The organism is Marilutibacter chinensis, assembly GCF_021725675.1.
Classification (GTDB): Bacteria; Pseudomonadota; Gammaproteobacteria; order Xanthomonadales; family Xanthomonadaceae; genus Marilutibacter; species Marilutibacter chinensis.
In genome coordinates this window covers 187,543-205,033 of record NZ_JAKJPO010000008.1, presented here as the reverse complement: position 1 = coordinate 205,033, position 17,491 = coordinate 187,543, and the positions used below count along the sequence as shown (strand labels likewise).

General features: G+C 69.9%; 17 protein-coding genes and 1 tRNA gene. 11 read left to right on the top strand and 7 right to left on the bottom strand.

All coding sequences use genetic code 11. The features are described 5' to 3' along the window. Positions 1–127: 127 nt before the first annotated feature. Positions 128–203 (bottom strand) — tRNA-Phe (locus L3V18_RS13305). Positions 204–625: 422 nt separating this feature from the next. Between L3V18_RS13305 and L3V18_RS13300 the strand changes: the two genes are divergently transcribed. Continuing rightward, on the top strand, positions 626–1,081 hold the full coding sequence (locus L3V18_RS13300; RefSeq protein ID WP_237055724.1) for a DUF6491 family protein: 456 nt from the start codon (positions 626–628) through the stop codon (positions 1,079–1,081). A 10-nt stretch (positions 1,082–1,091) separates the two neighbouring features. Here the strand turns inward: L3V18_RS13300 and L3V18_RS13295 are convergent, their stop codons facing one another. From L3V18_RS13295 to ftsY, 4 genes are all read right to left on the bottom strand, one after another. Continuing rightward, positions 1,092–1,379 (bottom strand): oxidative damage protection protein, encoded by a 288-nt coding sequence (locus tag L3V18_RS13295; protein WP_237055655.1) that lies wholly within the window; start codon positions 1,377–1,379, stop codon positions 1,092–1,094. Positions 1,380–1,471: 92 nt separating this feature from the next. Further along, positions 1,472–2,563, bottom strand: coding sequence for an A/G-specific adenine glycosylase (gene mutY / locus L3V18_RS13290; protein WP_237055654.1), 1,092 nt, complete (start codon positions 2,561–2,563; stop codon positions 1,472–1,474). Between the two features lie 11 nt (positions 2,564–2,574). Next, entirely contained in the window at positions 2,575–3,855 is a 1,281-nt protein-coding gene (locus L3V18_RS13285) for an AsmA family protein (RefSeq protein WP_237055653.1), read from the bottom strand. Between the two features lie 13 nt (positions 3,856–3,868). Further along, the gene (gene ftsY / locus L3V18_RS13280; RefSeq protein ID WP_237055722.1) at positions 3,869–5,152 is read right to left on the bottom strand and encodes a signal recognition particle-docking protein FtsY; all 1,284 of its coding nucleotides are present in this window, start codon (positions 5,150–5,152) and stop codon (positions 3,869–3,871) included. A gap of 80 nt (positions 5,153–5,232) precedes the next feature. On the opposite strand from ftsY, the gene rsmD reads away from it, so the two are divergent. The 8 genes from rsmD (at position 5,233) to L3V18_RS13240 (ending at position 11,532) form a co-directional block, all read left to right on the top strand. Then, complete coding sequence (gene rsmD, locus L3V18_RS13275) at positions 5,233–5,856, top strand: 16S rRNA (guanine(966)-N(2))-methyltransferase RsmD (protein WP_237055652.1); 624 nt, start codon at positions 5,233–5,235, stop codon at positions 5,854–5,856. Positions 5,857–5,925: 69 nt separating this feature from the next. Further along, positions 5,926–6,435 carry a pantetheine-phosphate adenylyltransferase gene (gene coaD, locus L3V18_RS13270; protein ID WP_237055651.1) on the top strand — a complete coding sequence of 170 codons (510 nt, stop codon included), beginning with the start codon at positions 5,926–5,928 and terminating at the stop codon, positions 6,433–6,435. A gap of 50 nt (positions 6,436–6,485) precedes the next feature. Then, entirely contained in the window at positions 6,486–6,974 is a 489-nt protein-coding gene (locus L3V18_RS13265) for a hypothetical protein (protein WP_237055650.1), read from the top strand. 244 nt (positions 6,975–7,218) lie between these two features. After that, positions 7,219–7,470: a YfhL family 4Fe-4S dicluster ferredoxin gene (locus L3V18_RS13260; RefSeq protein WP_237055649.1), complete on the top strand. Its 252-nt coding sequence runs from the start codon at positions 7,219–7,221 to the stop codon at positions 7,468–7,470. Between the two features lie 38 nt (positions 7,471–7,508). After that, positions 7,509–9,272, top strand: a complete 1,764-nt coding sequence (gene ggt, locus L3V18_RS13255) for a gamma-glutamyltransferase (protein ID WP_343226339.1) — start codon at positions 7,509–7,511, stop codon at positions 9,270–9,272. 138 nt (positions 9,273–9,410) lie between these two features. Beyond that, positions 9,411–10,301, top strand: coding sequence for an MBL fold metallo-hydrolase (locus L3V18_RS13250; RefSeq protein ID WP_237055648.1), 891 nt, complete (start codon positions 9,411–9,413; stop codon positions 10,299–10,301). Beyond that, positions 10,298–11,125 carry a TMEM43 family protein gene (locus tag L3V18_RS13245; protein WP_237055647.1) on the top strand — a complete coding sequence of 276 codons (828 nt, stop codon included), beginning with the start codon at positions 10,298–10,300 and terminating at the stop codon, positions 11,123–11,125. Before L3V18_RS13250 ends, L3V18_RS13245 begins: the two co-directional genes overlap by 4 nt. Then, the gene (locus tag L3V18_RS13240) at positions 11,125–11,532 is read left to right on the top strand and encodes an MAPEG family protein (RefSeq protein WP_237055645.1); all 408 of its coding nucleotides are present in this window, start codon (positions 11,125–11,127) and stop codon (positions 11,530–11,532) included. Before L3V18_RS13245 ends, L3V18_RS13240 begins: the two co-directional genes overlap by 1 nt. Before the next feature lie 38 nt (positions 11,533–11,570). On the opposite strand, the gene upp is transcribed toward L3V18_RS13240, so the two are convergent. Both upp and L3V18_RS13230 read right to left on the bottom strand, forming a co-directional pair. Further along, positions 11,571–12,200 carry a uracil phosphoribosyltransferase gene (gene upp / locus L3V18_RS13235; RefSeq protein WP_237055643.1) on the bottom strand — a complete coding sequence of 210 codons (630 nt, stop codon included), beginning with the start codon at positions 12,198–12,200 and terminating at the stop codon, positions 11,571–11,573. A gap of 154 nt (positions 12,201–12,354) precedes the next feature. Beyond that, entirely contained in the window at positions 12,355–14,688 is a 2,334-nt protein-coding gene (locus tag L3V18_RS13230) for a TonB-dependent receptor plug domain-containing protein (protein WP_237055641.1), read from the bottom strand. A 237-nt stretch (positions 14,689–14,925) separates the two neighbouring features. On the opposite strand from L3V18_RS13230, the gene L3V18_RS13225 reads away from it, so the two are divergent. Both L3V18_RS13225 and L3V18_RS13220 read left to right on the top strand, forming a co-directional pair. After that, entirely contained in the window at positions 14,926–16,071 is a 1,146-nt protein-coding gene (locus L3V18_RS13225) for a phytase (protein WP_237055639.1), read from the top strand. A gap of 2 nt (positions 16,072–16,073) precedes the next feature. Continuing rightward, on the top strand, positions 16,074–17,483 hold the full coding sequence (locus L3V18_RS13220; protein WP_343226338.1) for a purple acid phosphatase family protein: 1,410 nt from the start codon (positions 16,074–16,076) through the stop codon (positions 17,481–17,483). Positions 17,484–17,491 lie beyond the last annotated feature (8 nt).

The following is a 17,491-nucleotide window of genomic DNA, read 5'->3' as shown; positions in this document are numbered from 1 at the left end:
ACAGTCGGGCCAGCGCGCAGCGCCGGGCCAGTGGGCGCACTAGCCGAGCGCCCTAAAACGAAAGGCCCCGCAGGGCAAAAAGCCTTGCAGGGCCTACGTTTACAGCGTCTCGACTTGCCACGCGAAATGGTGGCCGGGGAGGGAATCGAACCCCCGACACGGGGATTTTCAATCCCCTGCTCTACCAACTGAGCTACCCGGCCACGTCGCGGCGCGGCCAAGCGGCGTGCCATGCGAGGAGCGGCATCATACGGACGCGGGGCGGATGTGGCAAGCCTGTGACCGGCGGGCGACGCGCGCTGTAGCGTGTATGGGGAGGGGGCGGTGCCGGTCCGCATGCCTCGCGTCGCGTGCCGCGGCGGCTGTCGGGCGGTCCGGCGGCATCGGCGGGCCGCGGCCGGCGCGGGGCCTGCTCGCATCCCGCAGGTCGGTGGGAGGGGCAGGCCGTCGTGGCCCTGCGGCGGGCTGATGCTGACGACAGCTTAACCGGCGGGGCGGATCATGCGACTGCGGGTCGCCGCGGCGCGTACCACCAAGACGGACACGTACAGTGGCCGACCCGCATCGGAGCCGGCATGCGGCATCGGCGGCACTCACATCAGCCAAGGAGACCGACATGAACAAGATGCTCCCGACCCGGAAATCGACGATGAGGATGCTGCTCGCCGCCGCGGTCGCGCTGGGCCTGGTGGCCTGCGCGACCGGGCGGATCAGCGACGACGAGCGGCTGGCGATCTACCGTGCCAATGCGGGCGAGCCGGTCAAGAGTTTCCGCTACTTCGGCCGCCTGGACGGCTGGACGTCGCTCGGCGACAGCGCACTGGCGGTATGGACGCGGCCGAACGAGGCCTGGCTGCTGGAACTGGGCAGCCGCTGCCCGGACCTGGATTTCGCGATGGCGATCAGCGTGAGCAACCAGGGCGGGATGGTCTACTCGCGCTTCGACAAGGTGCAGCCGCTGGGGCAGGGCGCGGTGCCGATCCCGTGCATCATCCAGGAGATCCGGCCGCTCGACACCCGGGCGATCAAGGCCGACGAGGCCGAGCTGCGCGAGGCCTCGACCGCGCCGCGCGAGGGCTGAGCCCGGTGCCTCACTCCTCGCTGGCGGGCCCTCCAGTGGGCACGTAGCCGGCCGGCTTCTCGGCACCGCCCTCGAACAGGAACTTCTCCATCTGTTCGGCGAGGAAGGCGCGGTGCTTCGGGTCCATCGGCGACAGCCGGTTCTCGTTGATCAGCATGGTCTGGTGGGCCAGCCATCTGGCCCAGGCGGCCTTGCCGATGTGGGCGAACACGCGCTTGCCGAGTTCGCCCGGCCAGGGCACGAAGTCGAGCCCTTCGGTTTCCTTCTTTTCGTACTCGCAGTAGACGGTGCGGGGCATGGTTCGTCGATCCGTGGGAAGGGGAGGCCGGGCGGCTTCGTGCGGCGGGAGCCGGGTGGCGCGGGTGCACGACCGGTGCCCGTCCGGGTGCTTCAGGATTCCAGCAGCCGCCGTATCGGGGCCGGGATGCCGAGCGAGCGCAATTCGCCGCGCGCCACCCAGCGCAGGCCGTCATTGTCGCCGACGCGGTCGCGAAGCGCGACGCCGTGCCAGCGGCGCGGGTGCAGGGTCAGCCGATAGTGGCTGAAGGCGTGGGCGATCGCCGGCAGTGAAGCGCCGGCCGCCGGTGCGGCGGTCGTGGTGCGCTCCAGCCACTGCCGCGCCTGCGCCTCGTCGTCGGCCTGCGGCAGGGTCCACAGCGCCGCCCAGATCCCGGCCGGCGGGCGCTGCTGCAGCAGGATCCGGCCCTGCGCGTCCTCCAGCCACAGCACCTGCGCCTCGCGCTGCGGCAGGGTCTTGCCCGGGCGCGGAGTCGGCAGTTCGCCGGCGCGGCCCTCGCGATGGGCGACGCAGTCGGTGTGCAGCGGGCACAGCAGGCAGGCCGGGTTGGCGCGCGTGCACAGGGTCGCGCCCAGGTCCATCTGCGCCTGGGTGTAGTCGGGCAGGCGGTCGTCGGGCAGGGCTGGGCTGGCGACGTGGGCCTCGGCGAACGCCCACAGCTTCTTCTCGACCTTCGGCGTGCCGGGCCAGCCGTCGACGCCGTGGTAGCGGGCGAGCACGCGCTTGACGTTGCCGTCGAGGATCGCGTGGCGGTCGCCCCAGGCCTGCGACAGGATCGCCGCGGCGGTGCTGCGGCCGATGCCGGGCAGGGCGACGAGGGCGTCTAGGTCGCGCGGCAGCTCGCCGCCGTGCCGTTCGACGCAGGCCTTCGCCGCGGCATGCAGGTTGCGGGCGCGGGCGTAGTAGCCCAGCCCCGACCACAGTGCCAGCACCTGCTCCTGCGATGCCGAGGCCAGTGCCGGCAGCTCGGGGAGCGCAGCGACGAAGCGCTCGAAATAGCCGGTCACCGTCGCCACCTGGGTCTGCTGCAGCATGATCTCCGACAACCACACCCGGTACGGCGTGCGCGGATGCTGCCACGGCAGGTCGTGGCGGCCGTGGCCGTCGAACCAGGCCAGCAGGCGCGGAGCGAAATCGGCTGCGCCGCCGGTTTCCGGCGCGGCGCCATGTGGCTGGCGGCCCATCCGTCGGCGACTCACTTTTCGATGCTCTCCTCGAATTCGATCTCGACGCCGTGCAGGGTCGCGCCGCTGATCTCGACCCGCGGCGCGCTCAGCCGGCCCTGCAGCGGCGGCAGCGGGGTACCGCTGTCGACGGTGTCGAGCCAGTCCAGCATCGCTGGCAGCCGCAGGCGCGCGTCGAAGCGGGTCGCGTCGCGGGCCAGTCGCAGCTGCAGCGGGTCGCCGATATCGGTCGCACCGGCGTAGCGCAGCGAGAACGGCAGCGACGAATCCGACTGGCCGATCGGCGGCGGCAGCGTCGGCCAGGCCGTGGGCCAGCCGGCAATGCGGCCATCCAGTGCGAGCTGCAGGGCTGGATCGTGCTGGCGGCCGCCGACGGTCATTCTGCCGTGGGCCTGCAACCGCGGGACCGGGCTGTCGTCGTCCTCGCCGCGGAGACTGAGGCCGTCGGCGTCGAGCGCCAGCGTTTGTCCGGCGTAATGCAGCGGCCCCTGCACGCCGAGCCGCAGCGGCAGGTCGGTGTCGCCGTTGCGGTAACGGGCCGAGGCTCCAAGGCGCAACGGCTCGACCGCGAGCGTCGCATCGATGTGGCGCAGCGGCCCGGACAGAGTCACGGTCGCCGGCACCGTGGTCGCGCCGGAGCGGATTTCGATCCGCCCCCCGGCCGTGGCAGGGGTCGCGCGGCGTTCCAGCAGCGCCTGCGCCTCGCCCAGGGTGATGTCGAGGTCGAAATCGGTTTCCAGCGGCGCATCGAGATAGCGTCCGCCCAGTGCGGCGGCCAATGGCCGGCTCGGATGGAAGGTATCGGCGGACAATGCGATGTCGCGGATTTCCCAGCCGTCCCCAATGATCCGGCCGTCGTCGACCCCGATGCCGTCGATCAGCACCGGCAGCCGCCGTGTGTCCGAGGGCGGTCGCGTCGCCTGCCAGTGCTGCAGCGCCGCCAGGTCCAGCCGCGGCGAGTCGAGTTCGACCCGTTGCACGGTCAGGTCGGTGCCCTTGCCGCGGATCGTCGACCACGGCAGCGCCAGCAGGATGCGATCGGCCTCGAGCACGGCGGAGGCGGCGCCGGGCTCGCGTGCGCTCACCTCGCGCAACACCAGCTGCGGGGTGCCGCGCAGGCGGTATTCGGCAACTCCGCTGGCGGTGATCTGAAGCCCGAGCGCATTGCCGGCGCGGTCGAGAATCAGCGCGGCCAGCTGCCGCGGACGGCTGAGCCATACCAGCGACAGCACGAGCAGCGTCACGACCGCGAGTACGGCCAGCAGGACGCGTCGCTTGCGGCTCGCCGCCATCGGGTCCGCGCGATCAGCCGCCGGTGTCGCCGAGCGACTCCGGCAGCAGCGCGTCGACGAAGGCCCCGGCATCGAACACGCGCAGGTCCTCGGGGCGCTCGCCGATGCCGACGTAGCGGATCGGGATGCCGAACTCGCGCGCCAGCGCGAACAGCACGCCGCCCTTCGCGGTGCCGTCGAGCTTGGTCACCACCAGCCCGGTCACGCCGACGGCGGCATGGAACTGGCGCAGCTGGCTCAGCGCGTTCTGGCCGGTGGTGCCGTCGATCACCATCAGCACCTCGTGAGGCGCGGCCGGATCGAGCTTGGCCAGCACGCGCTTGATCTTGCCCAGCTCGGCCATCAGGCCCTGCTGGGTGTGCAGGCGTCCGGCGGTATCGGCGATCAGCACCTCGGTGCCTCGCGCCTTCGCCGCCTGCAGCGCGTCGAACGCGACCGAGGCGGCGTCGGCGTTCTGCCCCTGCGCGATCACCGGCACGCCGTTGCGCTCGCCCCAGGTCTGCAACTGGGCGACCGCGGCGGCGCGGAAGGTGTCGCCGGCGGCGAGCATCAGCGGACGGCCCTCGTCCTTGAAGCGGTGCGCCAGCTTGCCGATCGTCGTGGTCTTGCCGACGCCGTTGACGCCGACGGTGAGCAGGACGAAGGGTTTGGCGTCGCGATCGATCCGCAGCGGCATCGCGACCGGCTGCAGCAGCTCGACCAGGTCGCCGCGCAACGCGGCGAGCAGGGCGCCGGCGTCGGCGAACTGGCGCGCCTTCATCCGCTTGCGCAGATCGTCGACCAGCTCGGTGGTCGCGGTCACGCCGACGTCGGCGGTGATCAGCGCGGTCTCGATTTCGTCGAGCAGATCGTCGTCCAGGCGAGGATGGCGCGAGAACAGGCTGCCGAGGCTGCGCGCGAACGCACTGCCGCGCAGGCGTTCGCGCCAGCTGCCCGGGGCCGGCTTGTCCGTGCGTGCGTCCGCTTCGGCCGGCTCGGCGGTCGGTTGCGTCGGAGCCGCCAGCGGGACGGCCGGCTCGATCGTCGTGGCCGTATCGGCGCTGTCGCCGGCTTCCATTGCCGCGGCGATGATCTCGGCCGGAACCGGTTCGGGCTGCGACGTCGGTGCGGCCGGCTCCGCTGCGGTATCGGCCGCTGTCGGATCGGTCGCGTCCGACGACCCGGCCGGCGGCTGCGGCGGTTCGGACGGGGGCGCCGGGGCTGCATCGGGGAACGCAGCCGCGAGCTCGGCGATGCGCCGCTCGGCGTCGGCGTCGGAGGGCTTTTCAGGTTTCTTGCGGCGGAAAAAACTGACCATCGAGCAGGGGTGTGGGGGAATGCGCGAGAATGGCGACATGCTAGCACCGCGCACCCGGCTTACCTGATGAGAGACCTTCGATGACGGCCCGCCGCCGCAACGGCGCCGCCAGGCCCGCACCCACGGGTACGCGGAATGCGTCCGCGCCCGGCAGGGTCCGGCTGATCGGCGGGCGCTGGCGCGGTACCCGGCTCGAGGTGCCGGCGGTGGAGGGGCTGCGACCGACCCCGGACCGGGTCCGCGAGACCCTGTTCAACTGGCTGATGCCGGTACTGCCGGGCGCGCGGGTGCTGGACCTGTTCGCCGGCAGCGGCGCGCTCGGACTGGAAGCGGTGTCGCGAGGTGCGGCTTCGGCCACGCTGGTCGAGCGCGACCGCGATCTGGCCCGGTCCCTGCGCGCGGTGGCCGCGCGGCTGCCCGGCGGCGATGCGGTCAGTGTGGTCGAGGCCGATGCCCGCCACTGGCTGGCCGGAGTGCCGGAGGCGGCGTTCGACATCGCGTTCGTCGATCCGCCATTCGCCGAGGGACTGTGGAACGCGGTGTTGCCGCTGTTGTCGAGCCGGGTGGCGGCGAACGGCTGGTTGTACGTCGAGGCACCGCTGGACGCGGCACCGACCCCGCCGCCGGGCTGGACGCTGCACCGCGAGGGCCGCACCCGCGAGGTCGGCTACGCACTCTACCGGCGCAGTGTCCCGGCCGGCTGATAGACTGGTGCGCGAATTCGGGCCATTGCCGGCCTGCAGGCCAGCCCACTCACTGGGAACGCATTCCGTATGACCGCGGCACGCCAACGCATCGCCGTCTATCCCGGCACCTTCGATCCGATCACCAATGGCCATGTCGATCTGGTCGATCGCGCCGCGCCACTGTTCGAGAAGCTGGTGATCGGCGTCGCCGCGAGCCCGGGCAAAGGGCCGGCGCTGCCGCTTGAGCAACGCGTGGAGCTGGCCCGCAAGGCGGTCGCCCGGCACGCCAACGTCGAGGTCCGCGGCTTCGATTGCCTGCTCGCGCATTTCGTCGCCGAGGTCGATGGCGGGGTGCTGTTGCGCGGCCTGCGCGCGGTGTCCGACTTCGAGTACGAGTTCCAGCTCGCAAGCATGAACCGGCACCTGATCCCGGAGGTCGAAACCCTGTTCCTGACCCCGGCCGAGCAGTACGGATTCATCTCTTCCTCGCTGGTGCGCGAGGTCGCCCGGCTGGGCGGCGACGTGTCCGGCTTCGTGCCCGCGGCCGTCGCCGAGGCGCTGCAGGCCGAATGGCGGCGCGAGCGCCCCGCGTCATAATCCACCCGTTCAACGATCCAATCCGTACGACCCAACCCGAGGGGAAACCCATGAAGATGTCCACCCGCCTGATCCTGGCCGCCTGCCTGACCCTGCCTGTCCTCGTCGCGTGCAAGAAGGAAGAGCAGACCCAGACCGTCGAGGCCGCTCCCGTCGCCAAGCCGGCCACCAACGACGACAACGCCTGGGCCGAGTACCTGACCGACGTGGTCAAGCGCAATGTCGGCGACGCGACCAGCGTCTATCTGTACACGCTGCCGGCGGCCGATTCGGCCGACTACGAAGGCGAGTACGCGCGCCAGCTGGAGAAGGCGCAGACCGACGTGATGCGTGGTGGTGTGGAAGGCACCCTGCTGGCCTACGGTTCGCCGGATTCGGCCAAGACCGCCGACCTGGCGGTGACCTCATTCGAGGCGGCCCAGCCGGGTTCGATGAAGGGCGTGCGCGTGCTGTTCATCGGCAATCCGGCCGACAGCGATCGCGTCAAGGCGGCGGTCGAGCCGTCCGGCGCCGTGTTCCAGTTCGTCGAAGCCAAGTAAGTCCCGTGGGCGGCCGCCGGCGCGGCCGCTCCCCGTCGTTCCGGTCGTGCGCCAGCGCCGGCCGGACGGCGCCGCCGGCGGTCGGGCCGCATCCCACCGACGACACACTGCATCCCGCGAACCGCGGCTCACGCGGCTTGCATGCCGCGGCCTTCCCCCGCACAGTCGGGAGGGCGTCCGCACCGGCGGAAGCCGCGAACCGTACAGCAGGAATCGAGCGCGAGCCGTCCGGCCGCGTGCCCCCATGTCCCTGAAGATCAACGAGCTCTGCGTCAACTGCGATGTCTGCGAGCCGGCCTGCCCGAACCAGGCGATCTCGCAGGGCGAAACCGTCTACGTGATCGATCCCGCCCGCTGCACCGAGTGCGTCGGGCATTTCGACGAGCCGCAGTGCGTCGTCGTCTGTCCGGTCGAATGCATCGATCCCGATCCCGACCACCCCGAAACGCAGGACCAGCTGCTGGCGAAGCTGGCACGCCTGCAAGAAGCATCCTGAGCCGGCGGTGACGGCTCGCGTCCCACAGGAGTGAATTCATGCGCGTGATGTTGCGAACGCTGGTCCTCGTCGTCCTGCTGGCCCCCGCGTTGGTGCCGTTGCAGGCCTGTGCCGAACAGGCATCCGCGCAGCGCGAGGCTGCGGCCGCCGGCGCGACGCAGCCGCCGGGGACGGCGATCGCCAGCGCGCATGCGCTCGCCACCGATGCCGGCCTGGAGATCATCGCCGCCGGCGGCAACGCCTTCGATGCCGCGGTCGCGGTGTCGGCGACGTTGTCGGTGGTCGAACCGATCAGTTCGGGCCTGGGCGGTGGCGGCTTCTTCCTGCTGCACGACGCGCGCAGCGGCAGGGACGTGTTCGTCGATGCGCGCGAGACCGCGCCGGCCGCGGCCACGCCCGAGGTCTATCTCGACGCCGAAGGCAATCTCGATCGCGACCGTTCGGTCAACGGCCCGTGGTCGGCCGGCATTCCCGGCCTGCCGGCGGCGCTGGTCCACGTGGCGGAGAAGTACGGCCGCCTGCCGCTGAAGCAGTCGCTGGCGCCGGCGATCCGGATCGCCCGCGACGGCTTCCCGGTGTACGGGCGGATGGCACGCGGCTACGCGGCGCGGCGCGAGGTGATGGAGCGCTATCCCGGCACCCGCGCGGTGTTCCTGGCCGACGGCGACACCGTCGAGGAAGGCGAACTGTTCCGCCAGCCCGACCTGGCGCGGACGCTGGAGCGGTTGGCCGGGCACGGCTTCGACGGCTTCTATCGCGGCGAGACCGCGCGCCTGCTGCTGGACGGCGTGCGCGCCGAGGGCGGGCGGTGGACCGCCGAGGAGCTGGCCGGCTACCGCGTGCGCGAACGCGAACCGCTGCGCTTCGAATACGACGGCTGGCAGATCGTCACCGCGCCGCCGCCGTCCTCGGGCGGCGTCGCGCTGGCGCAGATGCTGCAGGTGCTGGCGCCGTGGGACCTGGCGAAGCTGCCGGAAGCCGAGCGCGTGCACCTGACCGTCGAGGCGATGCGCCGCGCCTACCGCGACCGTACCTTCTACCTCGGCGATCCTGACTTCGTCGACGTGCCGGTCGGCATCCTGGCCGACCCGGCCTACGCGGCCGGCCTGCGCGCGTCGATCAATCCCGACCGCGCCACCCCCAGCGACATCTTCTCCGGCCGGCCGACGCCGTTGGAGGACGAGGAAACCACCCATTTCTCGATCATCGACGCCGACGGCAACCGGGTCGCCGCGACCCAGACGGTGAACCTGCTGTTCGGCTCCGGCCTGGTCGCGCCGGGCACCGGTTTCCTGCTCAACAACGAGATGGACGATTTCGCGCTGAAGGCAGGCACGCCGAACGCGTTCGGCGTGATGGGCTTCGACGCCAATGCGCCGGAGCCGGGCAAGCGCATGCTCAGCTCTATGACGCCGACCTTCATCAGTTCGCCCGACCGCGTCGCCGTGCTCGGCACGCCCGGCGGCAGCCGCATCATCACGATGGTGCTGCTGGGCATCCTCGGCTACGCCGACGGCCTGTCCGCCCAGCAGGTCGCGGCATTGCCGCGCTTCCACCACCAGTGGATGCCGGATGCGGTCTCGATCGAAAAGAACGCACTGGCGCCGGAGACCGTCGCGGCGCTGCGCGCGATGGGCCACACCGTCGATGTGCCGGGCGAGGAGGTCGCCGGCGGGCGCCGTTCCAGCGACAGCTGGGGCAACCTGCAGACGGTGTCGTGGGACCGCCGCGCGAACACGCTCGAAGGCGGCACCGATCCACGCAACCCGGTCGGCAAGGTCGGCATCCGCCCGGCACGCTGACGGGTCGCCTCGGGGAAGTGCGGATGGCCGCGAGGGCGCCGTCGGTACGATGAACGCCGACCAGCGCGTGTCGTCGGTCATGCGTCCGGCGCCGGCCACCGGCGTTACCCTTGTTCCGTCTCCATCGGTTGCAAGCGCATGAAGCTCTGGTCACTTCTTGGAAACAGTCAGAAGCTCGACGGCGGCGCGATGTTCGGCAACGCGCCACGCGCATTGTGGGAGCGCTGGGCCACGCCCGACGAGCACAACCGCATCGACCTCGCCTGCCGCGCGCTGCTGGCGACGCCGCTGGCGGGCAAGACCGTGTTGTTCGAGGCCGGCATCGGTGCGTTCTTCGAACCGAAGATGCGCGAGCGTTACGGCGTGGTCGAGCCGCAGCACGTATTGCTGGACTCGCTGGCCGCGGCCGGCTTCGGCCCGGACGACATCGACGTGGTCGTGCTCTCGCACCTTCATTTCGACCACGCCGGCGGCGTGCTGCGCGCCTGGCAGGACGGCGAGCCACCGCGACTGGTATTCCCGAACGCGACCTATGTCGTCGGCCGCGAGCATTTCGAACGCGCTCGCGAGCCGCATCCGCGCGACCGCGCCAGTTTCATTCCCGAACTGCCGGCGTTGCTGGAGAACACCGGCCGGCTCGAACTGGTCGACGGTCCGCACTGCCGGACGCTGGGCGACAGCGTCCGCTTCCACTACAGCAATGGCCACACGCCGGGACTGATGCTCGCCGAGATCGCCGGTCCGGAGCTCGTCGACGGCGAGCCGCACGGCGGAGTGGTGTTCTGCGCCGACCTGATCCCGGGCCGTCCGTGGGTGCATGTGCCGATCACGATGGGCTACGACCGCAACGCCGAGCTGCTGATCGACGAGAAGAAGGCCTTCCTCGCCGACAAGCTCGCGCGCAACGTGCACCTGTTCTTCACCCATGATCCGGGCTGCGCGCTGGCCCAGGTGGTGCGCGACGAGAAAGGGCGTTACGGCACCGCGCACGAGGTCGCCGAACTGCAGGCCAGGGCGCTGGCCGCATGAGGTCGCGGCTGCACGCCGCCTTCGGGTCGCTGCGGTACCTGGCGGTGTCGTGCATGCTGGCGGTGTCGATCGCTCCGGCCGGCAGCGCGCAGGCTTTCGACTGGGCGCAACAGGCACCGGTGGCTGGGACGGGGAATGAACGGACCGATGGCGATGCCGTAGGCGAACCGGTCGGCGAGCTCGACCCCGGCGCGCCGATCGTCGACCGCGATTTCGGCGTATCCACGCGCTCGGCCGGTCTCGATCGCCAGGTCGAGATGTACCAGTGGCGGCTGCATCGCGGCGAGTACCAGCGCGTGTGGAATGCCGCGCGCATCGATTCCTCGGATTTCGACGACGCCCACCGGAATCCTCCGTTTCTGCTCGACAACCGCCGCTGGTGGTCGGACGACGCCCGCCTCGACGGCAGGCCGGTCGATCAGGAGGTGCTGCAGGCGCTCGGCGAGTGGCGTGTGTTCCGCCCAGGCTTCTCGCGGTTGCCGCTGAACATGGCAGCGACCTTCCAACCGGAAGGCGACGGCCTGGGCAGCGCCGAGAACCCGCTGCAGCCGCAGATCGGCGACCTGCGCATCCGCTGGCGCGAACTGGTGCTGCCGCCCCTGCAGGGGCGGGTGGTGTTCCGCGACGGCGCATGGCGACTGCGCCCGTCTGCCGCTCCGGGGGCCGCCCACGCGGCCGCTCCGGCCGCCGCGCGGGGTGCCGCCGCAGCGAGCCGGTCGGGATCGAGCGACGACGGAACGCTGTCGTGGTGGTGGCTGTCGCTGCCGCTGGTACTGTTGTTGATCCTGGCGCTCTGGCGCCGATCGCCGAAGGGGAAACGCTGATGCCGGTGACGATGCCCGCGATCACGCTGCTGTTCGCATCGCTGTTCGTGCTGTTCAATCTCGTGCTGATGGCGCGCGTCAGCCTGGCGCGTCGCAGCAGCAATGTCGGCATCGGCAGCGGTGGCGACCCGCTGCTCCGGCGGCGGGTGCGTGTGCACGCCAATTTCATCGAACAGGTGCCGATCGCGCTGCTGCTGATGGCCCTGCTGGAGCTGGCCGGCCTGGCGCAGGCATGGCTGTGGGCATTCGGCGTCGTGCTGCTGGCCGGGCGCCTGCTGCACGCGCGCGGACTGTCCGCCAGCGCCGGTTACTCGTACGGCCGCTTCCTCGGCACCGTGCTCAGCTGGGGCGTGCTGCTGGCCGAGGCGGTCGCGGGACTGGCGATGGCCGCGCGCCACCTCGGCTGACGGGCTGTGGCGAATGGGCCAGCCATCGCCGGAGCGGCTCAGCCGCGGGTGCCGAAGATCTTGTCGCCGGCATCGCCGAGCCCGGGCAGGATGTAGCCGACCTCGTTGAGCCGCTCGTCGATCGATGCGGTGTAGACCTCGACGTCGGGATGGCGCTCTTCCAGCGTCTTCAGCCCCTCCGGCGCGGCGACCAGGAACAGGCCCTTGATCCGCCGGCAGCCGGCCGCCTTGAGCATGTCCACGGTGGCGATCAGGGTGCCGCCGGTGGCGAGCATCGGGTCCAGGATCAGCGCGGTCCGCTCGTCCATGCGCCCGGTCAGTTTCTCGTAGTAGCCGACCGGCTGCAGGGTCTGCTCGTCGCGCTGCAGGCCGACCACGCCGACCTTGGCGGCCGGGAGCAGTTCGAGCACGCCCGGCAGCATGCCCAGGCCGGCGCGCAGGATCGGCACCAGGGTGATCTTGGCGCCCTTGATCTGGCGGGTCGCGACCGGTCCGGCCCAGCCTTCGACCATGGTCGGTTCGGTCTCCAGGTCGGCGGTGGCCTCGTAGGTGAGCAGGGTGGCGACCTCCGAGGCGAGTTCGCGGAAGGTCTTGGTGCTGTTGTCGGCCCGGCGCATCAGGCCGAGCTTGTGCTGAACCAGCGGGTGGCGGACTTCGACGATCTTCATGGCAGCATCCGGATGCGATGACGCAAGTCTGCATCAAGGGGCCGGTGCTGTCGAAGCCGGGAGGAACTGCGCGGGCGCTGCGATGGCGGGCACGGCGTCGGCAAAGAAGAAGCCGGCGCGGGGCCGGCTTCTTCGTGACGGTGCGCAGCGCAGATCAGAACGACCAGCGCATGACCATCTGGTAGCTCGGACCGGCTTCCTCGGTCTCCAGTTCGTACTCGTCGTAGTCGCGGTCGGTCTGGTCGCCGAGGGTGTCGAACTTGTGGAAGAACTCGTCCTTCGAGGCGTCCAGCAGGTTGGCCGCGGACAGGCGCACCGAGACGCTCTTGCCGAAGCGCTTCTCGACGAAGGCTTCCAGGTCGTCGCCGTACCTGACGGTCACCTCCTCGCCCAGGATGCGCTCGTACGCATCGCCCTGCTTGCGGTAGGTCACGCCGAAGCTGGCGGCCAGCGAAGGCAGATCCTGGATGAAGCCGATATTGAACACCGATCTGGCCTGGTTGTTGAAGCGGCGCTCGCCCAGGAAGTCGTCGATTTTCGAGTCCACCCACGCGTAGTTCAGGAACACGCCGGTGTTGTCCAGGCCGAATGCGCTCAGCGGCGTGGACAAGTCGAATTCGGCGCCCCATACCTTGCCGTCGCCGACGTTTGCCGAGGTGAACACCCAGCTGTCCGCCGGTTCGGCCGCCATGGCTTCCTCGATGGTGGCGACTTCCCCGTCCTCCACCATTTCTTCCCAGGTGTCGAGCATTTCCTCGCTCGGCTCGCCCGTGTTGACGACCTCGATCAGATCCTGGACATCGCGGTAGAAGAGATTGATGCCGATCACGCCCTTGCGGCCAAGGCGGTGTTCCCAGCCCAGGTCGATGCCGTTGGCGGTTTCCGGATCCAGCTGCGGGTTGCCGATGTAGTCGTTGTCGCCGAATTCGCCGTCCAGCAGGGCCGGGATCAGTTCGTTGAAGTTCGGGCGCTTGATGCTCCTGGCCAGCGACAGGTTGATGCGGTCGGCGTCGGTCACGTCCCAGCGCAGGTGCATGGACGGGAGCAGCTCGTCGTAGTCCTTGCTGGCGGAACCTTCGACCTCGCCGTCCTCGCTGTAGCGGATCTCGGAGCGGGTGGTTTCATAGCGCAGGCCGGCTTCCCAGGCCATGGTGCCGGCCTGGCCGCTGAACTGGATGTAGGGATCGATGCGCTCTTCCTCGATGACCGATCCGATGATGCTGTCCGGCTGGTAGACGACCGGATCACCTTCGTTCTCGGCCTCCCACTCGAAGAAGGAGTAGGTGACGTCGCGCTCCTTGTTGCGGTAGTCCACGCCGAACTCCATCTCGGTCGCGCCCAGCGAGCGCATGTGCGCGACCTTGAAGCTGGTCTCTGCGTCCTTTGCATCGACGTACTCGGCTTCGCCCTCGGACTCGTCCCACTCATCGTTTTCGTACTTGTGCTCTTCCTCGCGTTCGAAGCTGTCGTCGACGAAGCGGGCGTGGTCGAGGTCGAACTCGGTGCTGCCGCCGGCCATCTCGAACCTGTATTCCAGGCCGGCGCCCCAGTTCTTCTGGTCAACGTCGGCCATGCCCGGAACGTCGGCGGTGATCACGTCTCCATCGTCGTACTCTTCCTCGTACGACACTTCGGTCACGTCGCGATCGGTCTTGACATAGAAGGCGTCGACGCCGAGGCGACCGGTTTCGCCGACGTCGACGGTGTAGCTGAAGTTGGCCGAGTAATCGCGGCCGTCCTTCACCTCGACCTGATCTTCCCAACTTGCCAGCTCTTCCTTGGACGGGTCGGTGAAACGGTCCGAACGCTTGTCCTTGCGGCGGTAGCGGTCCTGCACGTTGACACCGGCCAGCACGCGGCCGCCGAGGGCCTCGCCGCTGGTCACGGCGCCGAAGGTCGGGTTCACCTCGCCGTCGTACCAGCGGTTGACGCCGACGCGGATGTAGTGACCGTCGAACGCGTAGGCGTCGCGCAGGATGATGTTGATCGCCCCGGCGACGGCATCGCCGCTGCGGTTGGCGCTGTTGCTGCGCAGGATCTCGATGCGGTCGACCATTTCGGCGGGGATGCGATCGACCCAGAACGAACGGTCGTCGCCGGCACCCGGCACTTTCTTGCCGTTGATCAGCACCTGGGTATAGCCGCCGGCGAGGCCGCGCATCTGGGCACCGTCGAACTCCATGACGTCCGAACCGACGAAGCCGACGCCGGGCACGCGCTTGACCATGTCACCGACGGTGTTCGGCTCGAAGCGCTGGAAGTATTCGAGGTCGTACGACAGCACCGGTTCGATGTCGAGCGTGCGGTTGCGGTAGGCGATTTCGCCCTGGACGACGACCGTGTCGAGTTGCTTGGCGTCCATGCCCTCTGCGCTACTGCCTGCGTCCGGTGTTTCGACGGACTGGGCGGCGGCCTGGTAGCTGGCCGGCAGCATGACGGCGCACAACAGCGCGCGTGAGAGGCTGGTGGCCAGGAGGGTTCGCTTCATCGGCTGGGGTTCCGGTCTGGTTAAACCCCCATTTGTAGGTCGTTAAGATTTCGGGGAAGTGACACGACGGCGGCGTGTCGTCATCGCGTCGCATCGTGGCTGTCACCTGACGACGCGCTGCCTCGCGCGTCCGCGAGGGCAGAGTCGTGCGACGACACGAAACCGTCATCAAACCGCCGTAAAACTTTTCAGTTTGTTGACAGCCGTCCGTCTCCGTCCTGTATGAGGATCCGCTTCGTGAATCCAAGCCGTGTCGTTCCGCTCGCCATCGCGATCTGCCTTGCCGCCTGTGCCACGCCTCCCGCCGCCGACCGCGATGTTGCCGGCCAGGTCGCCGATGACCGCGAACCCGACGAACAGGCGGAGGTCGACCCCCTGCTGGCCGATTTCCGGATCGCGCACGCGACGGTCGCCGAAGCGTTCACGACCCGCGCGACGCCTGACGACAACATCGATTCGCCGACCGCGTGGACCGCGCCGGACGGACGACGCTGGTTGATCGCCAGCGCCAAGGCCACCGATCGGCTGGTGATCTACGATGGCGATACCGGCGAGCGCCTGCGCGAGGTCGCCGGACCCGGTTCCGGTCCGGGCCGGTTGCAGAGGCCCAACGGTGTTGCCGTGATCGACGACCTGCTGCTGGTGGTCGAGCGCGACAACCGGCGCGTGCAGGTGTTCGGGCTGCCGACGTTCGAGCCGGCGATCGACTTCGGCGCGGACGAGCTCGAGCAGCCTTATGGCCTGTGGGTGCGCAGACGGGACGACGGCTACGAGGTCATCGTCAGCGACAACTACATGTCGCCCGCCGACGAGGACCTGCCGCCGCCATTGGCCGAACTCGACGAGCGTTTCAAGCGCTATTTTCTGAAGCGCGACAATGCCGGCTGGAACGCGCGCCTGCTCGGCAGCTTCGGCGCTACCGACCCCGCGGGTGCGATCCGCATCGCCGAGTCGGTGTTCGGCGACGAAGCCCACGACCGCCTGCTGCTGGCCGAGGAAGACACGGCGTCCGGCACCCGGCTGCGCGAGTACGGCATCGACGGGCGCTATCGCGGCCGCGACATGGGCGCCGGGTTGTTCAAGGCCCAGGCGGAGGGCTTGGCGCTGTACGCCTGCGACGACGGCAGCGGCTACTGGCTGGCCACCGACCAGTTCAAGGACCGCAGCCTGTTCCATGTGTTCGACCGGGTGAGTCTCGCCCACGTCGGTGCGTTCGCCGGTACCCGTACCGCGAATACCGATGGCGTCTGGTTCGATCCGGCGCCGGGCGCGCGTTTTCCGCAAGGCGTGTTCTATGCGGTCGACGACGATCAGGGCGTGTCGGCGTTCGACTGGCGCGACATCGCCCGTGCGCTGTCGCTGGACACCTGCGAAGGGCGTTGACGATGGGCACCGTCGCAATCCGCGCGCGCTGGGCCGTCGCGCTGACCGCCGGTGTGTGGCTGGGACTGGCTGCTCCGGTCTCCGCCGAGACGCCGGCCGCGCGTGCGCCGGAACCGAACACGCTGGTGCCTGCCGGGGTGATGCGCTACGCGCCCAGCGGGTTTCCCGATCGCATCGTGGCGACGCCGGCACAGGATGCCGCGCACGGATTCGCGGTCGCCTGGCGCACCGACGCCACGGTCAGTGCGCCGATGCTGGAGGTCGTGGTGGCCGGCGACTCGCCCGACCTCGGCGTGCCGCGACGCATCACCGCCAGCACCCGCACGCTGCGCAGAGAAAATGGCGTCGCCCACCATCACCGCGCCGACGTCGACGGCCTCGAGGCCGGCACGCTGTATGCCTACCGCGTGCAGGGCGACCGCACCTGGAGCCCGTGGATGCAACTGCGCACCGCCGGCGATGCATCCGCGCCGCTGGAGCTGCTGTACTTCGGCGACACCCAGAACAAGAACGCGAGCCTGACCACCCGCGTGGTTCGCGAAGCGCTGCGCCACGCGCCCGATGTCCGCCTGGTCCTGTATGCAGGCGACCTGGTCAGCGGCGGCGACGGCGAGGACGACAACGAATGGGGCGAGTGGTTCGACGCGACCGGTGTGCTGTCGACCTCGTCGATGACCGCGCCGGCGCCGGGCAACCATGAGTACTTCGAGGAGTTCGAGGACACGCCGCAGGAGCGTCGCGTGCTCGGCGCACATTGGCCATTGCAGTTCGCGCTGCCGCGCAACGGCATCGCCGGCGGTGACGGTGTGGCGACGACCTACTGGTTCGACTACCAGGACGTACGGGTCGTGGTCGTCGACGGTACCTCGGCGCTGGATCTGGGTACCGCCGCGGCGCAGGCCGAATGGCTCGACGGGGTGCTCGCCGCCAATCCGCGGCGCTGGAGCGTCGTGCTGGTCCACCAACCGTTCTACTCGCCGCGTGCGGGTCGCGACAATGTCGAACTGAAGCGGCATCTGCTGCCGGTGATCGAGCGCCGCCGCGTCGACCTGGTCCTGCAGGGACATGACCACACCTACGGGCGACGCGGCTCGGAGAGCGGCGACGACACGCCGGTCTACGCGGTGTCGGTCGCCGGCGCGAAACAGTACCGGCTGTCGGAGCGGGCGAGGGCGACGATGGACCCGGTCGGCGAGGACACCCAGCTGTTCCAGGTGATCCGGATCGTCGACGGGCGCCTCCGGTACGAGGCGCGCACCGCGACCGGCCGCCTGTACGACGCGTTCGAACTGGTGGACGACGGCGACGCCGGGGGCAAACGCCGCGTCGAGTTGGAGCGGGAGCGTATTCCAGAGCGTTCCTGCGCCCGCGAGCAGACCCTGAAGGGGCGCAAGGACCGGTGCTGGGAATGAGCGGCCGA

Coding starts and splice junctions, on each gene's coding strand:
- L3V18_RS13240 (WP_237055645.1), top strand. CDS start 11,125: ATGCCGGTGACGATGCCCGCGATCACGCTGCTGTTCGCATCGCTGTTC.
- L3V18_RS13230 (WP_237055641.1), bottom strand. CDS start 14,688: ATGAAGCGAACCCTCCTGGCCACCAGCCTCTCACGCGCGCTGTTGTGC.
- L3V18_RS13300 (WP_237055724.1), top strand. CDS start 626: ATGCTCCCGACCCGGAAATCGACGATGAGGATGCTGCTCGCCGCCGCG.
- L3V18_RS13285 (WP_237055653.1), bottom strand. CDS start 3,855: ATGGCGGCGAGCCGCAAGCGACGCGTCCTGCTGGCCGTACTCGCGGTC.
- L3V18_RS13220 (WP_343226338.1), top strand. CDS start 16,074: ATGGGCACCGTCGCAATCCGCGCGCGCTGGGCCGTCGCGCTGACCGCC.
- L3V18_RS13245 (WP_237055647.1), top strand. CDS start 10,298: ATGAGGTCGCGGCTGCACGCCGCCTTCGGGTCGCTGCGGTACCTGGCG.
- L3V18_RS13260 (WP_237055649.1), top strand. CDS start 7,219: ATGTCCCTGAAGATCAACGAGCTCTGCGTCAACTGCGATGTCTGCGAG.
- mutY (WP_237055654.1), bottom strand. CDS start 2,563: ATGGGCCGCCAGCCACATGGCGCCGCGCCGGAAACCGGCGGCGCAGCC.
- L3V18_RS13265 (WP_237055650.1), top strand. CDS start 6,486: ATGAAGATGTCCACCCGCCTGATCCTGGCCGCCTGCCTGACCCTGCCT.
- ftsY (WP_237055722.1), bottom strand. CDS start 5,152: ATGGTCAGTTTTTTCCGCCGCAAGAAACCTGAAAAGCCCTCCGACGCC.
- L3V18_RS13295 (WP_237055655.1), bottom strand. CDS start 1,379: ATGCCCCGCACCGTCTACTGCGAGTACGAAAAGAAGGAAACCGAAGGG.
- coaD (WP_237055651.1), top strand. CDS start 5,926: ATGACCGCGGCACGCCAACGCATCGCCGTCTATCCCGGCACCTTCGAT.
- L3V18_RS13250 (WP_237055648.1), top strand. CDS start 9,411: ATGAAGCTCTGGTCACTTCTTGGAAACAGTCAGAAGCTCGACGGCGGC.
- rsmD (WP_237055652.1), top strand. CDS start 5,233: ATGACGGCCCGCCGCCGCAACGGCGCCGCCAGGCCCGCACCCACGGGT.
- upp (WP_237055643.1), bottom strand. CDS start 12,200: ATGAAGATCGTCGAAGTCCGCCACCCGCTGGTTCAGCACAAGCTCGGC.
- ggt (WP_343226339.1), top strand. CDS start 7,509: ATGCGCGTGATGTTGCGAACGCTGGTCCTCGTCGTCCTGCTGGCCCCC.